Origin of the sequence: Leifsonia shinshuensis, from assembly GCF_031456835.1 — a bacterium.
GTDB classification, from domain to species: domain Bacteria; phylum Actinomycetota; class Actinomycetes; order Actinomycetales; family Microbacteriaceae; genus Leifsonia; species Leifsonia shinshuensis_C.
Genome location: NZ_JAVDVK010000001.1, coordinates 1300833 through 1319559, shown reverse-complemented (window position 1 = coordinate 1319559; position 18727 = coordinate 1300833). Strand labels below are relative to the sequence as shown.

Sequence of the window (18727 nt, the reverse complement as noted above, 5' to 3'; positions counted from 1 at the left end):
CCGCCCCATCCCGTCCGCAGCGCCGGACCGACACGAGGAACCACATGACCGACTTCATCAGCACGCCCCGGCTCGTCCTGCTCCCCGCGGTGGATGTCGCCGACGGCAAGGCCGTCCGGCTCACCCAGGGCGAGGCGGGTAGTGAGACCAGCTACGGCGACCCGGTCGACGCGGCCGCCGAGTGGGCGGACGCGGGTGCGGAGTGGATCCACCTCGTCGACCTCGACGCGGCGTTCGGCCGCGGTGAGAACCGGTCGCTGCTGAAGCGCGTCATCCACCAGGTGCACGGCGTCAGCATCGAGCTCTCCGGCGGCATCCGCGACGATGCGTCGCTCGAGCAGGCGCTCGAAGCGGGCGCGACGCGGGTCAACCTCGGCACGGCGGCGCTGGAGAACCCGGAGTGGGCCGCCAGCGCCATCAGCACCTACGGCGAGGCCATCGCCGTCGGCCTGGATGTGCGCGGCACAACCCTGGCAGCGCGCGGCTGGACGCGCGAGGGCGGCGACCTCTGGGAGGTGCTCGCACGCCTCGAAGACGCCGGCTGCGCCCGCTACGTCGTGACCGACGTCACCAAGGACGGCACGCTGCGCGGCCCGAACCTCGACCTGCTGCGTGAGGTGCTCGACCGCACCGAGCGTCCGGTCGTCGCCTCCGGCGGCATCTCGAACCTCGACGACATCGCGGCGCTCCGCGAGTTGGTGCCGCTCGGGCTCGAGGGCGCGATCGTCGGCAAGGCGCTCTACGCGGGCGCGTTCACCCTGCCCGAGGCGCTGGATGTCGCGGGACGCTGACCGCGGCGACCAGGCCGATCCGTCGGGCCGCTCGGCGGGCGACGGGGACGCTGCCCGCGAGCGCGCGGAGCAGGCCACGGACGCGGGGCCGACCGCCGCGGGGCCGACCGCCGCGGGGCCGACCGCCGCACGCCCCAGCGAGACCGGGGCCGCGCGTCTCGCCGGCTTCGCCGCCTCCCTCGCCGATTCGGCGGGTCAGCCGTGGGAGGGCCGCTCCTTCGATGACAACCCGTTCGGCGACGACGACGGCACGGCGCCTCCGGCCCTGCTGGGCGCCCTGGTGGCCTTCCGGGCGGGGGACGCCGGCGCCGAGGCGGTCGTGGATGCGCTGCGCGAGTCCCGGCTGCTGATCCCGCTGATGGCCGAGCTCGGCGAGCACGAGGAGAACGCCGCAGGTCTGCTCGTCGACAAGTCGCAGGAGCTCTCGATCGTGACCGTGGCGGGTCCCGACGGGCGCACGGTGCAGCCCGTCTTCTCGTCGGTGACGGCGCTGCAGACCTGGAACCCGTCGGCCCGGCCCGTGCCGGTCGAGGGCCGGCGCGCCGCCCTGGCGGCCGCGGCCGAGGGGACCGAGCTGATCGTGCTCGATCCGACGTCGGAGACCGAGTTCGTGCTCCGGCGCCCGGCGGTGTGGGCCGTCGCGCAGGGCACCCGGTGGCTGCCGAGCGACCGCGATCCCGAGGTCGAGGCGGCGTTCCGCGCATCCATCGGTTCGGAGCTCGGCGTGCATGACGTCGAACTCGTGTCCGGCGACCCGCAGAGCCGGCTCGCCGGGGAGGAGCTCGTGGTCCGGCTGGCCCTCGCGGCGGGCCTCACGCGCGAGGAGCTGGACGCCATCCTGGCGCGCCTGGCGCAGCGCTGGGCGGCGGACGACGTGATCGCCACCCGCGTCGACTCGCTGCGGGTGCAGCTCGTCGCGTCCGGCGGCTGAGCCCCGGCTTAGGCTGGACGCATCATGACCGTTTTCGCCGCCATCGTGCTGTTCCTCAATGCGCTGTTCAACGTCTTCGCCTGGCCGCGGTTCTTCGCGCGGGTCCGCAAGGACGCACGCGCCCGGGACGCGGCGGGGCGCGCGACGCCGTTCCTCGTCGTGCACGGCGTGCTGCTCGGCGTCGCCGTGCTGCTGGCGGTGCTGTCCGCAGTGGCGGGCGTCCTGCTGCTGGTGGCAGGCTGAGGCCATGGCACTGAACATCACCGGCGACGCCGAGGCCGACGCCCTGCTCGACGAGTCTCCGTTCGCTCTGCTGACCGGGATGCTGCTCGACCAGCAGGTGCCGATGGAGACCGCATTCGCCGGTCCGGCGAAGCTGCGCGACCGGCTGGGCGCTCTCGACCCCGCCACGGTCGCCGGCATGGACCCGGACAAGCTCGCCGAGGTGATGAAGCAGAGCCCCGCCGTCCACCGCTTCCCGGGGTCCATGGCCGGCCGGGTGCAGGCGCTCGCGGCGGCGATCGTCTCCGACTGGGGAGGCGACACCGCGGCGATCTGGACGCAGGGCGATCCGGACGGCGCCGAGGTGCTTCGCCGGCTGAAGGCACTCCCGGGATTCGGCGAGCAGAAGGCGAAGATCTTCGTCGCCCTGCTCGGCAAGCAGAAGGGGCTCCAGGCTCCGGGATGGGAGCAGGCGGCCGGCGATTACGGAACGCCCGGCTACCGCTCCGTGGCCGACATCGTCGACGCCGACTCCCTCACGCGCGTGCGGGAGCACAAGCGGGCGGCGAAGGCGGCGGCCAAGGGGCACTGACGGCGAACGGTGCGGATCTTCCCGTGCGAATCCCTCCACAGGCGGGGACGCGCGGGTGAGGCCGGACCGATCCTGTGGACGGCCACCTGCTGTCGGTGGTCGCCGATACTCTCGGAGTACCGGGTCGACCCCGGTCGGCTGATGCGAGAAGGGAGGCCGCCGTGTTCCTGCTCGACGGAGTGATCGTCACCAGCGCCAGCGACCTCACCGAGGCCTCGAAATGCGAGTTCGCCTTCCTGCGCGCGCTCGACGTGAAGCTCGGCCGCCTCGAGAAGACCGAGGAGATCGAAGACCCGATGTACGTGCGGTCGTCCCGGATGGGCGACGAGCACGAGCACCGCATCCTCGAGCGGTACCGGGAGCGGTTCGGCAGCGGCGTCGCCGAGATCGAGCGGCCGGCCCAGCTGACGGCGGACTCGCTGGCCGAGGCGGTCAGGCAGACGGCGGCCGCATTCGCGTCCGGTGCTGACGTCGTGTTCCAGGCGACGTTCTTCGACGGTGGTTTCGTGGGATTCGCCGACTTCGTGGTCCGGCTCCCCGACGGGCGCTACCGGGTCCAGGATTCCAAGCTCGCCCGCAGCGCGCGCGTGACCGCCCTGCTGCAGCTCGCCGCCTATGCCGACCAGCTGCGCCGGATGGGGGTGGATGTCGACGAGACCGTCGAGCTGCTGCTCGGCGACGGGTCGGTGAGCGAGCACGCGCTCCACGACATCGAGCCGGTCTACCGCAAGCGGCGGGCACGGCTGCTGTCCATCATCGAGCAGCACGTCGCCGACGACGGTCCGGTCGCGTGGGGCGACCCGCGCTTCACGGTCGACGGGCGATGCGACACCTGCGACGCCGAGGTGCAGGCCACGCGTGACGTGCTCCTCGTGGCGGGGATGCGCGTGACGCAGCGCGAGCACCTGCTGGCCTCCGGCATCGCCACCATCGACGCTCTCGCCGCGTCGACCGAACCGGTCGACGGCATCCCGGATGGGACGCTCGACGGACTGCGCGAGCAGGCGCGACTGCAGCTGCAGGCGGTGCCCGACAGTCCGCCGCCCGTGCGCGTGTTCAACGCGCCGGTGCTCGCGGTGCTCCCGGAGCCCGACCCGGGCGACCTGTTCTTCGACTTCGAGGGCGACCCGCTCTACACCGAGGGCGCGGGGGAGCGCTGGAACCTCGACTACCTGTTCGGGATGGTCGACCAGGAGGAGGAGTTCACCGCCTTCTGGGCGCACGACTTCGCGGCGGAGCGGGTGGCGCTCGAGGCGTTCCTGGCGTTCGTGCGGGAGCGGCGGGAGCGGTTCCCGCGCATGCACATCTACCACTACGCGGCGTACGAGCAGACGCACCTGCTCGCGCTCGCCGCTCGGCACGGGGTCGGCGAGGAGGAGGTCGACGCGCTGCTGCGCGAGAACGTGCTGGTCGACCTCTACCCGCTGGTGCGCAAGGCCGTCCGCGTCGGGTCGCGGTCGTACTCCATCAAGAAGCTGGAGCCGCTCTACATGGGCGACGAACTCCGGCAGAGCGAGGTGACGAACGGCGCAGACTCGATCACCGAGTACGCCAACGCCCGCGATCTCATCGCTCTCGGCCGGCTCGACGAGGCCCAGCCGCTGCTCGATGCACTCGGGGAGTACAACCGGTACGACTGCGTCTCGACCCTGCGGCTGCGCGACTGGCTGCTCGCCCGCGCGGCCGAGAACGGCATCCCCATCGGCGCCGCTCCGGCGGAGGAGGCCGAGCTGTCGCCGGACGAGTCACCGCTGCGCGCGGGCCTCCTCGCCTTCGCCGGTGACCCCCTCGACCCGCACCGATCGGGCGACCGGCAGGCGATGGCGCTCGCCGCGGCCGCGATCGACTTCCACCGGCGGGAGCAGAAGAGCTTCTGGCAGTCGCACTTCGCCCGGCTGATCCAGCCGATCGAGGAGTGGGCCGAGACGCGCGACGTGCTGGCGGTGGAGACCGCCGTCGTGCTGCGTGACTGGTATCTCGACGAGGGTCAGCGGGTCGAGCGTCGCGAACTGCTGCTCACCGGGCAGTGGGGAGCAGGCAGCTCCGTGCGTGTCAGCGAGCGGACAGGGCCGTACCTGCTGTACGAGTACCCCGGCCCGTTCCGGCAGCCGCGGGCGCAGCCGGGTGCGCGCGCAGCGCGCACGGTCGCCGTCATCGAGGCGCTCGACGACGGGTCGGTCGTGGTGCGCGAGACCCTGCCGCCGGAGGTTCCGCCGTACCGCGATCTGCCGGGCGCCCTGACGCCGGCGGCACCGCCCGACTCCCGGCGTCTCGCCGAGGCCATCCGCGAGTGGGGGACCGCACTGCTGATCGCCCGCCACCACGAGACGTGGCCGGTGGATGCGACCGTCGACCTGCTGCGCCGGACGCCGCCGCGAACGCGCTCCGGTGCGCTCGTGCCCGACCCGACCGCCCTCGGCGGCGACGGCGACGGACGGATCGACGCCGTCGTGGCGAGTCTCCTCGACCTCGACCGCTCGTATCTGGCGGTCCAGGGGCCGCCCGGGACGGGCAAGTCCCACCTGGGCGCCCACGTCATCGCCCGGCTGGTCGCCGACCACGGGTGGCGCGTCGGGGTCGTCGCCCAGTCGCACGCGGTCGTCGAGAACCTGCTCGACCGCGTGGTGGATGCGGGGCTCGACGCCACGATGGTCGGCAAGACGCCGAGCGCGAGCTCGGGTGCGGGCGCCGGCGCTCCCTCCGACGAGCCGGGCGAGGCCGCCGAAACGGTCCACCGGTTCACGGCGCTCCCGACGAACGGACACCTCGAGTTCGCCGGTGCCAACGAAGAGCGCGGCTTCGTGCTCGGCGGCACGGCGTGGGACTTCGCGAACGCCGCGCGCGTCCCGCGCGGCAGCCTCGACCTGCTCGTGGTGGACGAGGCGGGCCAGTTCTCGCTCGCGTCGACGATCGCGATCGGGGTCGCCGCGAAGAACCTGCTGTTGCTCGGAGACCCCCAGCAGCTGCCGCAGGTGAGCCAGGGGCGGCATCCCGAACCGGTGGACGGGTCGGCGCTCGGCTGGGTGAGCGACGGGCACGACGTGCTCCCGCCGGAGCTCGGCTACTTCCTCGCCGAGACGCGGCGGATGCACCCGGACCTGGCCGCGGCCGTCTCGCGGCTGTCGTACGAAGGCAAGCTCCGTGCGCACGAGTGCGCGGCCGAGCGCGAGCTGGGCGGCGTCATGCCGGGCCTCCACCCCGTGCCCGTGCTGCATGTCGGAAACTCGACCGCGTCGCCGGAAGAGGCCCGTTCCGTGGTGGAGCTCGTCGACGATCTCCTCGGCCGGTCGTGGAACGACCCCGCCGCCGGTCGTGACGACTCGCCGCTGGGGGAGGACGACATCATCGTGGTCACCCCGTACAACGCGCAGCTGGCCGAAGTGCGCGCTCTGCTCGACGCCGCCGGGCACCGCGGGGTCCGGGTCGGCACGGTGGACAAGTTCCAGGGCCAGGAGGCCGCCGTCGCGATCGTCAGCCTGGCCGCGTCGTCGGCCGTCGACGTCCCGCGCGGGATGTCGTTCCTGCTGATGAAGAACCGGCTCAACGTCGCGATCTCGCGCGCCAAGTGGGCGGCCTACCTGGTCCACTCGCCGGAGCTGACGGAGTTCCTCCCGACGACGCCGGCGGGAGTGGGCGAGCTGAGCGCGTTCATCCGGCTGGTGGAGGGCGCGGACGAGACCGCCAGCCTGCCGGTCGGGTCCTGACGCTGGCTCGCCGTTGCCGGGGTCCGGCCTGGCGGACGGCCCCGCCACCCGCCTGGGTTCCGGCCTCGTGGACGGGCCTGCCGCCGCGCTGGGGGCCGGTGTTACGCTCGACGCGTGTCACCGGAGGAGCTGCAGACGCTCGCGCACCTGCGCCGCGCACGGGACCTGATCGATCGCGACTACGCCAAGCCGCTCGACGTCCCGACGATGGCGGCGCGCGCGTTCATGTCGCCGGCGCACTTCTCGCGGCAGTTCCGCGCCGCCTACGGCGAGACGCCCTACAGCTACCTCATGACGCGGCGCATCGAACGGGCGATGGCGCTGCTCCGCGGCGGCATGAGCGTCACCGACGCGTGCATGACGGTCGGCTGTACCTCGCTCGGCTCGTTCAGTTCGAAGTTCACCGAGGTGGTCGGGATGACGCCGACGCAGTACCGCAGGCGCGAGCACGCGGCCGTCCGCGCGATGCCGGACTGCATCGCCAAGCAGCGCACCCGTCCCGTCCGGTCGCGCGCCTGAGACGTCGGCGGCCGGTGCCGAAAGTGCGCACAACCGGCACGTGCACCGACTTCTCCACAGAAAGCAGTTTTGGAGAAGCGACGCCGGGCCGCCGTTCCTAGAGTCGACTCATGACCGTTTCACTCCAGTACTCGCAGATCACCGTCCTCGACCCCGAGGAGTCGCTCGCGTTCTACCGCGACGCCCTCGGGCTCGACGTCATCCAGGATGTCCGCTCCGGCGAGCACCGCTGGATCACCCTCGGCGTCGCCGGAGACGACGGCGCCGCCGTCGTGCTCAGCGATCCGCACGCCGGCCGCTCCCAGGCCGACGGCGACGCCCTCCAGGAGCTCGTCGTCAAAGGCTCGATGAGCCCGATCGTGTTCCGCACCGACGACCTCGACACCGCGTTCGAACGCGTCCGCGCGGCCGGCGCGGAAGTGCTCCAGGAGCCGATCGACCAGCCGTGGGGGCCGCGCGACTGCGCTTTCCGCGACCCGTCCGGCAACATGGTGCGCATCCTGCAGTCGGCACCCGCGACGCAGAACGCCTGACGCCCGGCGCTGTCAGGCCGGGTCCACCGACACGGGCACGAACTCGCGCACCGGGTGGGCGATCGTCGCGGCGCAGGTGCTCAGCAGCGGCTCCGACAGGCGTTCGCCCACCTCCACGGTGAGCGTCTCGTCGCCGTGGCGGAGGTCGACGCGCCAGCCGTGCGGATGCGGATGCTCGTCGAGCACGCGGAAGGCGTCGATCCGATCGTCGCCGGTCGCGGTGCGGGCGAACGCCTCCGCCGCCTGGGCGACCGTCGTCAGGGCGGTGCGTCCGCGCAGCAGGCCCGGGACCACCCGTCCCTCCGCGTGCCGCTCCACCACCGTCTCGACGTCCTCCGCGAGCACCCGGCCGTAGAGGAGGCCGTGCGGGAAGGCGATCATCGTCGCGGCGAACCGGTCGCCACCGAGGTGCGAGCACTCCCACGTCAGCTCCGGATGGGTGGCGGCCAGCGCCTCCACCACTGGGCGGCCGCGCACGGCGCAGCACTGGTCGTGGCGGGCGTGGGTGCAGACGGCGTAGATCGGCGCGTCGCTCGGCTCGCCGGCGCTGCCGTCGAGCGGGAGCGTCAGCAGCTCGGCGGGGTCGTCAACGCGACCCCAGCGGATGGACTCGCGACCCGGACGGCAGTCGACCAGCGCCCAGCGCCACGACGACTGGTCCCGGCGTTGCGGAGCGCGCAGCCGGGTACGCCGGATCGCGAGGGGGCGCATCCCGGCCTCCTCGGCGCGCGAGACGATCGCGGCGCCGAGGGCCGGGTCCAGGTCGGAGTCGAAGAACGCGTGGCGTCCCCAGCCGCTCTCGATCTCGACGAGCAGCCAGCGCTCGCCGAGACCGGCCGTGCCCGGCAGCGGGTCACCCCGCCCGATGGCCCGGTCGCTGCACGGCAGCCAGCCCGGGACGGTGTCCGTCACGTGGCGGTCGCGGTTCCGAAGTCGGCGGTCGCGCTGCGCTCGCCGTCCGACGAGACGCCCGCCTCGTCGGCCGGGTCCACGTCCGCGAACTCGGCACCGAGGTCACCGGCGTCGGCACCGCCCGCACCGGCGTCGGCAGCGCCGACACCGCCAGCGCTCAGAGCCCCCACGACGACCCCCTCCCGCAGCAGCCGCCGCGCCACCACGACGGCCGACCGCTCGTCCAGCGGCAACTCTCCGACCGCCACCGGCCGGCCGTCGAGCAGCCGCTCCACGGCCTCCCGCGCGGCGATCGGCAGCGCGATCTTCTTCGTCGGGAGCCGCACCGTCACCGTCTCGACCTCCACGGTCACGTCCGCGTCGAGCCCCGGACGTGCGCGCACCAGCGTCGACGGCCCGATCGTCTCCGCGGTCGCGATGGTCGCGAGCGGACGGACGGGCGCCGGAGGCGAGTCCGCGCGCCGGCGGCGCCGCAGGCGGTCGGCGACCGCGGCCGCGACGTCCGCACGGGCTGCCGGATCCGCCAGCGCCTCCACCAGGGCGTCGACCGTCTCGCCGACCACCGCGGCCACCGCCTCCGCGTCCGACGGATCGAACCCCAGAGGCAGGGACGCCCGCAGCGCGCTCGTGTCCGCGGCCCGGGCCACCGCCTCCCGCACGACGTCGTGCCGCGTGTACGCCGCGACGCCGATCGTCAGGTGCACGGAGACGCCGCCGAGCGCCTCCGCCGAGTGGATCCAGCCCCGCGGCAGGTACAGCGCGTCGCCGGGCCGGAAGGTCTCGTCGATCGCGGGCGTCTCCTGGGCGCGCGCCGCGACCTCCTGCCGGTGGTCGCTCCACGGCTGGTCGCGCAGCGGGTCCGGGTGCACCGGCTCGTGGATGCGCCAGTGCTTCTCGCCCGCGATCTGCAGCACGAACACGTCGTGCACGTCGTAGTGCGGGTCGAAGCCGCGCGAGGACGCCGGCGTGATGTACGCGTTCACCTGCGCGGGATGCCCGAGCTCCGCCGCCAGGCGCCGGGAGAACTCCGCGATCGCGGGCCAGGTGCGGTGCAGCCCTTGGAGCACGAGGGTGGCGCCGTCCGCGAACTCGGCCAGCACCTTCGCCGAGTCGAGCTGGTCGCCCACCTCGGCGCCGAAGCCGCCGGGGCCGGTGAACCGGGACGGCGGCAGCACGTCGCCCTCCTTCGCCATGCGCACGAACGGCGTCCGCAGCGCGCGGGACGAGACCAGCTCATCCACCGCATCCGTGCTGAACAGGTCCGAGAAGTCGCGGGGCAGGTCCGCCGCGCGCGTGAACACCGGGCGCCGTCCCCAGTACTCCGCGGCGAAACGCTCGCGATCGACCGGCACGCAACGCGAAAGCGCGGGCCGGTCGCCCGGCCCGCGCCCATCCGTCGTCATCAAGCGGACCCGTCGGCTCCGCCGTCGTGCCCGCCCGCATTGGCGCCGCCATCGGCCGGCCCCTCGCCGCCCGAACCGGCCGAGCCGTCCGCTCCGCCGTCGTGGCCTCCGGGGTTGGCGCCGCCGTCCGCGGGGCCCTCGCCGGTGCCGCCGGCCGAGCCGTCGGCTCCGCCGTCGTGGCCGCCCGGGTTCGCTCCGCCGTCCGCGGGGCCCTCGCCGCCGCCGACCGCGTCGGTGCTGATGTCGTCGTCGTTGATGTCGCTCATGCTTCTCCCGTCGTTCCGTCACGCTCGATGCGTCGCCGTGCGTCCCGCACGCCGACGAGCTTCACACTACGCGCGGCCCCGTCCCGTCGTAAGAGCGGCCGGGTGAACGCGAGGCGTCACATTTCGCAAGACGTTTTGACCCGCTGGGCCGCTCGGGGGAGGCTCGTTGTGGCCGCCGACAGTGCCGGCCCACCCCACCACCACCTTCACGAGAGGCACAGCCATGTCCGACGCCACCCCGTCCACCCCCGCGCTGCCGGAGAAGCCGAAGCGCTCCCGCACCGGCTGGTTCGTCGGCATCGGCATCGCCGTCGTGGCCGTCATCGTCGCCGTCGTGCTGGTGGTCGTGAACCTGACCGGCTCCGGAGCCGCGACGGCCAAGACCGTCACCGTCAAGATCGGCACGACCGAGGCGTCGTCGCCGTACTGGGGCGTGCTCAAGAAGGAGGCGGCGAAGGAGGGCATCGACATCCAGACCGTCAACTTCCGCGACTACACCCAGGCCAACCCGGCGCTCGCCGACGGCCAGCTCGACCTGAACCTGTTCCAGCACCTCCAGTTCCTGGCGAACTACGACGTGCAGGCCAAGCAGGACCTCGTGCCGATCGGCGCGACGCTGGTCGTCCCGCTTCCGCTGTACTCGATCAAGCACAAGAGCCTGAAGGACATCCCGCAGGGCGGGACGATCGCCATCCCGAACGACGCCACCAATCAGGCGCGCGCCCTGCTGGTGCTGCAGAAGGCGGGACTGCTGAAGCTCAAGAACGGCGGCAGCACCCTGGCGACCCCGGCTGACATCGACGCCTCCGCGTCCAAGGTGACGGTCATCCCGGTGGATGCCGCCCAGACGGCTCCCGCGCTGAGCTCCGCCGACGGCGCCATCATCAACAACAACTTCGCGCTCACCGCGGGCATCGACCCGAAGTCGGCGCTGTTCCAGGACGACCCGAAGTCGTCGACCGCCGAGCCGTACATCAACGCCTTCGTCGCCCGCGCCAAGGACAAGGACAACAAGACGTACCAGAAGGTCGCCGAGCTCTACCACACCAAGGCCGTCACGGATGCGGTGCTCGCGGAGTCGAAGAACACGGCCGTGATCGTCGACCGTTCGTCGTCCGACCTGATCGGCATCCTGGACAAGCTGAAGAAGACCATCCAGGCGGCCCAGTAGTGGCAGACCGCACGACTGACCGGACCGGTCGCGACACCGATGCGCCGATCATCGAGTTCCGCGGCGTCACCAAGAGCTTCGGCTCGGGTGACGCCGCGGTCCCGGCGGTCGACCGGCTCGATCTGACCATCGGCCGCGGCGAGATCTTCGGCATCATCGGCTACTCGGGCGCGGGCAAGAGCACCCTCGTGCGGCTCATCAACGCGCTCGAGCATCCGACCGCCGGCTCCGTGATCGTGGACGGACGCGACCTCACGACCTTGAAGGAGCGCGAGCTCCGCCGGGTGCGGGCGGGGATCGGGATGATCTTCCAGCAGTTCAACCTGTTCCGCTCGCGCACGGTGTTCGGGAACGTCGCGTACCCGCTCAAGGTGGCGGGATGGCCGGCCGACGACCGCAAGAAGCGTGTCGCCGAGCTGCTGGCCTTCGTCGGTCTCACCGATAAGGCGTGGAGCTACCCCGACCAGCTCTCGGGCGGCCAGAAGCAGCGGGTGGGCATCGCCCGCGCGCTCGCGACCAACCCCGACATCCTGCTCGCCGACGAGGCGACGAGCGCGCTCGACCCGGAGACCACCTCCGACGTCCTCGCCCTGCTGAAGCGCGTGAACCAGGAGCTGGGCGTCACCATCGTGGTCATCACGCACGAGATGGAGGTCGTCCGCTCCATCGCCGATCGCGTCGCCGTGCTCGACGCCGGCCGGGTGATCGAGACAGGGAGCGTGTTCGAAGTGTTCTCGGCGCCGCGCACCCCGACGGCGCAGCGGTTCGTCGGCACGGTGCTGCGCAACCAGCCGGGGGAGTCCGACATCGAGCGGCTCCGCGGCAAGCACAGCGGGCGGATCGTGTCGGCCCGCATCCACGACGACGGCCGCCTGGGCTCGGTGCTGTCGGACGCGGTGGGCCGCCACAACGTCCGCTTCGAGATCGTCTACGGCGGCATCTCCGCGCTGCAGGGCCGCTCGTTCGGCAGCCTGACCCTGGAGTTGCTCGGTGAGCCCGCCGACGTGGATGCGCTGATCGCCGACCTCCGCACCGTCACCGAGGTCGAGGAGGTGGCCGCATGACCGACTGGTCGACCCTGTGGCCCGTGTACCTGCAGTCCATCGGGCAGACGCTGTGGATGGTCGTGGCGACGCTCGTGCTCGGCGGCATCCTGGGCCTGGCGCTCGGCGTCCTGCTCTACACCACCCGCCGCGGCGGCCTGCTGGAGAACCGGACACTGTCCACCGTGCTCAACGTGCTGGTCAACTTCATCCGGCCCATCCCGTTCATCATCTTCATGACCGCGATCGCGCCGCTGACGCAGCTGGTGCTCGGGACGTTCCTCGGCACGCCGGCGGCCATCTTCCCGATGACGATCGCCGCCACCTTCGGCATCTCCCGCATCGTGGAGCAGAACCTGGTGACCATCGAGCCGGGCGTGATCGAGGCGGCGCGGGCGATGGGTTCGAGCCCGTGGCGGATCATCACGACGCTGCTGATCCCGGAGGCGCTCGGTCCGCTCATCCTGGGCTACACCTTCATCTTCGTCGCGATCGTCGACCTGTCGGCCATCGCGGGAAGCATCGGCGGCGGCGGCCTGGGCGACTTCGCGATCTCGTACGGGTACCAGCGCTACAACTGGGCGGTGACGTGGATCGCCGTGATCACGATCGTCGTGCTGGTGCAGGCCGCGCAGTTCCTCGGCAACTGGCTGGCGCGGAAGGCGCTGCGGCGCTGAGCGGCGCCCCGCTCGTCGGCCCGGCTCACGGCCCCGTGTAGCGCCCCACCGGCCGCAGCCGCAGCGGCGCCCTGCCGTACTCGTCGAGGGCGTGCACCAGCCAGCCGACCGTGCGCGCGGTGGCGAACACGACCTCCCCGGCGTCGTCCGCCATCCCGCACGCGAGAGTGACGGCGCCGAGTGCGAGGTCGACGTTCGGATGCGCGCCCGTGCGGTCGCGCATGACGCCGGCCACGGAGTCCACCGCGTCGACCACCTCCGCGTGCCGCCCGCTCTCGGCGAGCATCCGGAGGAGGATGCGCGCCCGCGGATCGCCCGCGGGGTAGAGCGGCTGCCCGAATCCGGGCACGGGTCCGTGCGTGGTGAGGACGGAGTCCGATACGACGCGGGCGGGGTCCTCCCCGGCGGCCACCCGGGCCAGCAGCCGGTGGGCGGCGCGGCTGGCGTTGCCGTGCAGGGGCGAGTCGAGGGCGCCCAGTCCCGCGACGACGACGCCGTAGGGCGTCGCGCGGGCCGACGCCGCAGCGCGGGCGGCCAGCGTCGAGACGGCGATGTCGTGGTCGAGGAGCAGCACGACGGCGGCGTTGAGCAGCGCCAGATCGGCATCGTCCGGCGGGGTGGGCGCCAATCGGGCGAACAGCCGCTCCGCGAGCGAACCCCGGGATGCGAGCGAGGCCGCGTCCGTGCCCGGTCCCGCGCCCGGCGAACGCAGCGGCAGCACCTCCACCATCCCCGCGACCAGCCGCTCCCCGGCGGTCGCGACCACGGACGGGTCGAGGGAGGCGCGCAGCGGGTCCGCGGCAGCGAGGGCGGTGACCGCCACCAGCTGACGGTCCCGGTCTCCCGCGGCCGCGGGGAGGGCCGCGCCGGCCGCGCGAGCGGGCTCCAGGTCTGCGGCCGGCGCCAGCCTCGCCTCGGGGTCCCACTCGCCGGTGAGCGCCCAGTGCGCCACGGTCTCGAACGGCTCGGTCGCCAGCTCGTCGACCGGCCGTCCGCGGTACGACAGCTCTCCGTCGTCGATGAGCGCGAACCCGGTCTCGATCACCATCAGGGGCGAGCCCTCCGAGCGGGCGGCGGCGCCTGGACGCCGTTGGCGCGAGGCCGCGAACCGCTCCACCTCGAGCGGATCGAAGGTCGAGCCGTCCGCGGTCCGCTCGCGCGACAGCCGACCGCGCGCGACGTAGGCGTAGAGGGTCTCGAGCTTCACGCCGAGACGCTCGGCCGTCTGGTCGGCGGTGAGGCGGGGGAGCGCATCCATATTGATCCGATCAACGTTGACGAGCGATTCGATCCAGTTCACCATACCGGTATGGACAGGATGGACGACACACTCATCGACGTCCCCCGCGGCCTCACCAACGTGGTCGCGGCGCGGACCGCTCTCGGTGACGTGCGCGGGCACGAAGGCTTCTACCACTACCGGCAGTACTCGGCGGTGGATCTGGCGCGCGAGCGCACCTTCGAGGAGGCGTGGTACCTGCTCCTGTTCGGCGAGCTGCCGACGGCCTCCGAGCTGGACGACTTCCGCGCCCGGATCGTCACCGCACGCCGCATCCCGGACGAGGTGCGCCCGCTGCTGCCCGCGATCGCCCGCCTCACGGCCGGCGGCGACGCGCTGGCCGGCCTGCGCATGGCGCTGACGGCGGTGGCCGCCGCGGATCGCGTTCGGCCGCTCTACGACGAGACGCCGGATGCGCGGCTGGAGGACGCCATCCGGGTCGCCGCGGTGACGCCGGTGCTGCTCGCGACCCTCCACGCGCTCGCCGACGGACGCGAACCGCTGCCGCCGAGGGACGACCTGGGTCACGTCGCCGGCTACCTGCACCTGGTGACCGGGCGCATCCCGACCGCCCAGGAGGAGCGCGCCCTCAGCGCCTACATGACCGCCGCGATCGACCACGGCTTCAACGCCTCCACCTTCACGGCACGGGTGATCGCGTCCACCGGCGCCGACCTGACGTCGGCCGTCGGCGGGGCGCTGGGGGCGCTCGGCGGTCCGCTGCACGGCGGCGCCCCGAGCCGCGCGCTCGACACCCTCGACGAGATCGGCACGCCCGACCGCACCGACGAGTGGGTGCGCCGCACCCTCGCCGAGGGCGGACGCGTCATGGGGTTCGGCCACGCCGTGTACCGCACGGAGGACCCGCGATCGCGCATGCTCCGCGAGTTCGCCGAGGGCTTCGGCGGTCCCCGGGTGGCGTTCGCCGTCCAGGTGGAGCGGCGGGTGCAGCAGCTGCTGGCCGAGCTGAAACCGGGACGCGAGCTGCACACCAACGTCGAGTTCTACGCCGGGGTGGTGATGGAGCTGTGCGGTGTGCCCCGGTCGATGTTCACCCCGACGTTCGCCGCCGCGCGCGTCGTCGGCTGGACCGCGCACATCCTGGAGCAGGCTGCCGACGGCAAGATCCTCCGGCCGTCGTCGCGCTACACGGGTCCGGCTGCGCCGCAGCCGCTGCCCGCGCGGGTGCCGGCCGCGTCCTGACGGTGGCCCGGCCTCACGCCGGAGGCGAGTAGACCCGCAGAGCGGAGGCGCGCATCCGGAGCCTCAGTCGCTTAGGCTCGCCCGGCGTCTCGGTCGACGCCTCGCCGTCGTGCGCGTAGCCGGGGTCGTCCCCGTCGGCCTCGATGGTGATCTCCTCGACCGTCCGCGCGTCGAGCGCGGGCGGACCCTGCAGGAACGGCAGGCGCGCGACCAGCGCGTCGGCCCGTCCGCCGAAGGCGAGCGCGACGGCGCCGCGGGTGCGCGGACGGCCGCCGGCGAACAGGATGCGCACGTCGAGCAGGTGGTCGTCGAGCCTGCGCCGCTCGATGGGGGCGACGGCGACCGGGTAGTAGCGGTCCACGCCGACGAACACCGACCACACCGCGCGACGCTCCCCGTCGATCCGCACCTGCAGCGGGTCGCCGCGGCGGATCACGCGGATCGCCGCCAGCAGTGCCGCGATCGGCTTGCCGAGCCGCTTCTCGTGCTTCTCGCGCTCCTCGACGAACGACGGGTAGAGGCCGACGGAGGCGGTGTTCAGCACCGTGACCTCGTGCCCGTCGCCGAACTGCAGGTCGGCGACGTCGACCTCCCGGCCGTGTCCTGCCGCGAGGGCGGAGAGGGTCGCGTCGACGCTGTCGAGCAGGGCCGCCTTGGCGAAGTGGTTGAACGTCCCGCCCGGGAAGACGACCAGCGGGAGGTCCTCCGCCAGCGCCTGCTGCGCGACGGCGGAGACCGTCCCGTCCCCGCCGTAGGCGCCGAGCACCGTGGGCGGCCGCTCGGAGCGGAGCTCGCGGCCGATCAGCTCGGCGATGTCGTCGCCGTCCTGAAGCTCGTGGATGCGCGCCTGCGGCAGCTTCTCGCGCAGCAGCGGACCGGCCTCCGGCCGGCCGAGGCCGCGCCCGGAGCCCGGGTTGACCACGACGAACACGCCCTCGCCGGTGTCGGTGGCCGGGAGGTCGACCATCCGCGCGGTGGGCGGATCGCGGGGGACCGTGCGCTTGAGCGCCGGCACGGCGGCCTTGAGAGCGAGCGCCGCGCCCGCGCCGATGGCCGCGCCGCCCGCGACATCCGACAGCCAGTGCGCGCCGGTGTGCAGGCGCGAGTAGCCGACCCCGGCCGCCAGCGGCGCCAGGGCGGCGCCCGCGGCAGGCCACTCCAGTGCGACCCCGGTGGCGAAGGCGGCGGCGCTCGCGGTGTGACCCGACGGGAAGGACGGCGAGGTCGGCGTCCGCTGCAGGCGGCGTGACACCGGGATGGACGTGAGCGCCGGGCGTTCGCCTCCGACCAGCCGCTTGCCGACCAGGTTCGCGACGAGGCTGGCGAGCCCCAGGGACGCCAGCCCGCGCGCTGCGGCACGCGGACGGCCCAGCGCGACGAGCACCGCGGCGACCGCGAACCACAGCTTCCCGTGGTTGGCCGCGCGGGTCAGCCCCCGCCAGAAGCCGTCGACCGCGGGGCCCGTCGTGCGTTCGTTCACCCGTGCGGCGACCTGCGCATCCAGGCGCCGGATGCGGGCGGGGAGCGGGATCCGAGAGCGTGCTCGGCGACGGGATGCGGCCATGCCGCCCAATCTACGCCGCGGGTCCGGGGCGCCTCCGCTGCGCTAGGATCGACGGCGTGAGCACGCACGTCATCTCCCAGCCCAACGAGCACCAGCGCGAGGTCGTCGGAAGCGACGAGCAGGGCACGCTCGTCCGCAGCCTCAGCACCACCCTGCCGACCGCGCTCGGCAACCTCCTCGCCACCCTCGTGGTGCTGGTGTCGCTGGTGGTCGGCATCTGGAGCCTGGTCGCGACGTGGACCGGCAACGCCGACTCGTTCCTCCCGTTCTTCCAGGTGACCGTCGCGGCCACCGTGGTGTCGCTCAACGCGCTCTACGCCCGCCGCACGTTCAGCTACGTGATCACGCTGATCGGCGCCATCCTCTGGCTCTGGGTCTCGGTCACGCCGTTCACCCCCTTCTTCCAGGTGCTGCTCCAGGCGATCACGGTGACGATCATGCTGGCGGGCGTGGTGCTCTCCACCGCGGCCGTCCGCCTCAGCAAGCAGCCGCGGTTCTGAGCGGGGACCCGGCGGACCGTACCGCCGACCCCTTGGCGCCGGCCGACCCGCTGGCGCCGGACGCCGACCCGAGCGCGCAGCGCGACCCGCTCGAGGCGCCGCCCGCGCGTCGGCGGCACATGGTCGACCTGTCGCCGCTGCGCGAGTCGCCGGCTTTCGCCCGGCTGTGGATCGGCGGGGCGATCTCGGGCATCGGGTCGCAGATGACGATCGTCGCGGTCGGCCTGCACATCTTCGACCTGACCCATTCGACGCTCGCCGTGTCGCTGGTGGCACTCTTCGCCCTGGTGCCGATGATCGTGTTCGGGCTCTACGGCGGTGTGCTCGCTGACGCGTTCGACCGCCGCAAGGTGGCTCTGGTGACCGCCGTCGTCGCGTGGCTCTCGACCGCGTGCCTCGCGCTGCTCGCCTGGGCGCACATCCCGGTCGTCTGGCCGCTCTACGTGCTCACCACCATCAACGCCGTCGCCGGCGTGATGATCGGCGCGACGCGTCAGGCGATCACTCCGCGGCTGCTGCCGACGCGGCTGCTCCCGGCCGCCAGCGCGCTCGGCGGCATCAGCATGGGCGTCATGGTGACCGTCGGACCGGCGCTCGCCGGACTGCTGGCGGCGACCGTCGGCATCCCCTGGACCTACACGGTGGATGCGGTGCTCTTCACCGCCGCGTTCCTCGGCATCTTCACCCTCCCCGCCATCGTGCCGGAGGGGGAGCGGCAGGGCGCCGGGCTCGCCTCGGTGCTCGAGGGGCTGCGCTTCCTGCGCACCGCCCCCAACCTCAGCATGACCTTCGTGCTCGACGTGATCGCCATGACCTTCGGCCAGCCGCGCGCGCTGTTCCCGGCCGTCGGCGCCCTGCTGATCGGCGGGGGACCGCTGACCGTGGGCATCCTCACCGCGGCCGGCGCCGTCGGCACGCTCCTGTCGAGCGTGTTCTCGGGCAGGCTCGGCGGGGTGCGGTGGCAGGGGCGCGCGGTCGGGCGGGCGATCATCGTCTACGGCGCGAGCATCCTCGGCTTCGGCGTGGTGCTGGCGGTCGTCGCGCTGACCGGCACGGCGGGCGGGGGAGCGTCCTTCGCAGAGGCGAACCTCCCGGCTCTGCTGGCCGCGACCGTGCTGCTCGCGGCTTCGGGCGCGGCGGACAACGTGAGCTCGATCTTCCGGATGACGATCCTCCAGGCATCGGCGCCGGACGTGATGCGCGGCCGACTGCAGGGCGTCTTCACGGTCGTCGTCACCGGCGGCCCGCGCCTCGGCGATCTCTACATCGGCATCCTCGCGCTCACCGGCGCGCTGTGGTTCCCGCCGCTGCTCGGAGGGCTGCTGATCGTGGTGCTCGTCGCCGTGATCGTGCGGGTGCAGGGCAGCTTCCGCCGGTACGACGCGCTGGCGCCGACCCCGTAGCGCCCGTGGGCGCC

Annotated in this window: 18 protein-coding genes; 13 read left to right on the top strand and 5 right to left on the bottom strand. The window is 73.1% G+C overall.

Features of this window, described 5'->3' with window-relative positions:
- Positions 1-44: 44 nt before the first annotated feature.
- The 7 genes from priA (at position 45) to J2W45_RS06455 (ending at position 7292) form a co-directional block, all read left to right on the top strand.
- Positions 45-791 (top strand): bifunctional 1-(5-phosphoribosyl)-5-((5-phosphoribosylamino)methylideneamino)imidazole-4-carboxamide isomerase/phosphoribosylanthranilate isomerase PriA, encoded by a 747-nt coding sequence (priA, locus tag J2W45_RS06485; RefSeq protein WP_310129971.1) that lies wholly within the window; start codon positions 45-47, stop codon positions 789-791.
- Positions 775-1722: an SseB family protein gene (locus tag J2W45_RS06480; protein ID WP_310129969.1), complete on the top strand. Its 948-nt coding sequence runs from the start codon at positions 775-777 to the stop codon at positions 1720-1722. Before priA ends, J2W45_RS06480 begins: the two co-directional genes overlap by 17 nt.
- A gap of 24 nt (positions 1723-1746) precedes the next feature.
- A complete protein-coding gene (locus J2W45_RS06475; protein WP_310129967.1) occupies positions 1747-1965 on the top strand; it encodes an SCO4848 family membrane protein in 219 nt (72 codons plus the stop codon).
- Between the two features lie 4 nt (positions 1966-1969).
- On the top strand, positions 1970-2536 hold the full coding sequence (locus J2W45_RS06470) for an HhH-GPD-type base excision DNA repair protein (RefSeq protein WP_310129965.1): 567 nt from the start codon (positions 1970-1972) through the stop codon (positions 2534-2536).
- Between the two features lie 296 nt (positions 2537-2832).
- Positions 2833-6240 (top strand): TM0106 family RecB-like putative nuclease, encoded by a 3408-nt coding sequence (locus J2W45_RS06465; RefSeq protein WP_396427070.1) that lies wholly within the window; start codon positions 2833-2835, stop codon positions 6238-6240.
- A gap of 114 nt (positions 6241-6354) precedes the next feature.
- On the top strand, positions 6355-6759 hold the full coding sequence (locus J2W45_RS06460; RefSeq protein WP_310129961.1) for a helix-turn-helix transcriptional regulator: 405 nt from the start codon (positions 6355-6357) through the stop codon (positions 6757-6759).
- A gap of 110 nt (positions 6760-6869) precedes the next feature.
- Positions 6870-7292, top strand: coding sequence for a VOC family protein (locus J2W45_RS06455; RefSeq protein WP_310129959.1), 423 nt, complete (start codon positions 6870-6872; stop codon positions 7290-7292).
- A gap of 12 nt (positions 7293-7304) precedes the next feature.
- On the opposite strand, the gene J2W45_RS06450 is transcribed toward J2W45_RS06455, so the two are convergent.
- From J2W45_RS06450 to J2W45_RS06440, 3 genes are read right to left on the bottom strand one after another with little or no spacing between them, the layout of a single operon-like run.
- Positions 7305-8204: a sucrase ferredoxin gene (locus tag J2W45_RS06450; protein ID WP_310129957.1), complete on the bottom strand. Its 900-nt coding sequence runs from the start codon at positions 8202-8204 to the stop codon at positions 7305-7307.
- On the bottom strand, positions 8201-9607 hold the full coding sequence (locus tag J2W45_RS06445; RefSeq protein ID WP_310129955.1) for a cupin domain-containing protein: 1407 nt from the start codon (positions 9605-9607) through the stop codon (positions 8201-8203). The genes J2W45_RS06450 and J2W45_RS06445 overlap by 4 nt, the downstream gene beginning before the upstream one ends.
- The gene (locus tag J2W45_RS06440; protein WP_310129953.1) at positions 9607-9873 is read right to left on the bottom strand and encodes a BatC protein; all 267 of its coding nucleotides are present in this window, start codon (positions 9871-9873) and stop codon (positions 9607-9609) included. The genes J2W45_RS06445 and J2W45_RS06440 overlap by 1 nt, the downstream gene beginning before the upstream one ends.
- A 223-nt stretch (positions 9874-10096) precedes the next feature.
- Between J2W45_RS06440 and J2W45_RS06435 the strand changes: the two genes are divergently transcribed.
- Genes J2W45_RS06435 through J2W45_RS06425 form a run of 3 tightly spaced genes read left to right on the top strand, consistent with a single transcriptional unit; the run spans position 10097 to position 12764 of the window.
- Positions 10097-11044 (top strand): MetQ/NlpA family ABC transporter substrate-binding protein, encoded by a 948-nt coding sequence (locus J2W45_RS06435; RefSeq protein WP_310129952.1) that lies wholly within the window; start codon positions 10097-10099, stop codon positions 11042-11044.
- A complete protein-coding gene (locus J2W45_RS06430) occupies positions 11044-12108 on the top strand; it encodes a methionine ABC transporter ATP-binding protein (RefSeq protein WP_310129950.1) in 1065 nt (354 codons plus the stop codon). Before J2W45_RS06435 ends, J2W45_RS06430 begins: the two co-directional genes overlap by 1 nt.
- Entirely contained in the window at positions 12105-12764 is a 660-nt protein-coding gene (locus J2W45_RS06425; protein ID WP_310129948.1) for a methionine ABC transporter permease, read from the top strand. The genes J2W45_RS06430 and J2W45_RS06425 overlap by 4 nt, the downstream gene beginning before the upstream one ends.
- Positions 12765-12789: 25 nt before the next feature.
- On the opposite strand, the gene J2W45_RS06420 is transcribed toward J2W45_RS06425, so the two are convergent.
- Entirely contained in the window at positions 12790-14064 is a 1275-nt protein-coding gene (locus J2W45_RS06420) for a citrate synthase (RefSeq protein WP_310129947.1), read from the bottom strand.
- 9 nt (positions 14065-14073) lie between these two features.
- On the opposite strand from J2W45_RS06420, the gene J2W45_RS06415 reads away from it, so the two are divergent.
- On the top strand, positions 14074-15246 hold the full coding sequence (locus J2W45_RS06415; RefSeq protein WP_396427069.1) for a citrate/2-methylcitrate synthase: 1173 nt from the start codon (positions 14074-14076) through the stop codon (positions 15244-15246).
- Between the two features lie 13 nt (positions 15247-15259).
- On the opposite strand, the gene J2W45_RS06410 is transcribed toward J2W45_RS06415, so the two are convergent.
- Positions 15260-16810, bottom strand: coding sequence for a bifunctional phosphatase PAP2/diacylglycerol kinase family protein (locus J2W45_RS06410; RefSeq protein ID WP_310129942.1), 1551 nt, complete (start codon positions 16808-16810; stop codon positions 15260-15262).
- 56 nt (positions 16811-16866) lie between these two features.
- On the opposite strand from J2W45_RS06410, the gene J2W45_RS06405 reads away from it, so the two are divergent.
- Together J2W45_RS06405 and J2W45_RS06400 are read left to right on the top strand one after the other, a co-directional pair.
- Positions 16867-17310: a hypothetical protein gene (locus tag J2W45_RS06405; RefSeq protein WP_310129941.1), complete on the top strand. Its 444-nt coding sequence runs from the start codon at positions 16867-16869 to the stop codon at positions 17308-17310.
- 119 nt (positions 17311-17429) lie between these two features.
- Complete coding sequence (locus tag J2W45_RS06400; protein ID WP_310134936.1) at positions 17430-18713, top strand: MFS transporter; 1284 nt, start codon at positions 17430-17432, stop codon at positions 18711-18713.
- Positions 18714-18727: the final 14 nt, after the last annotated feature.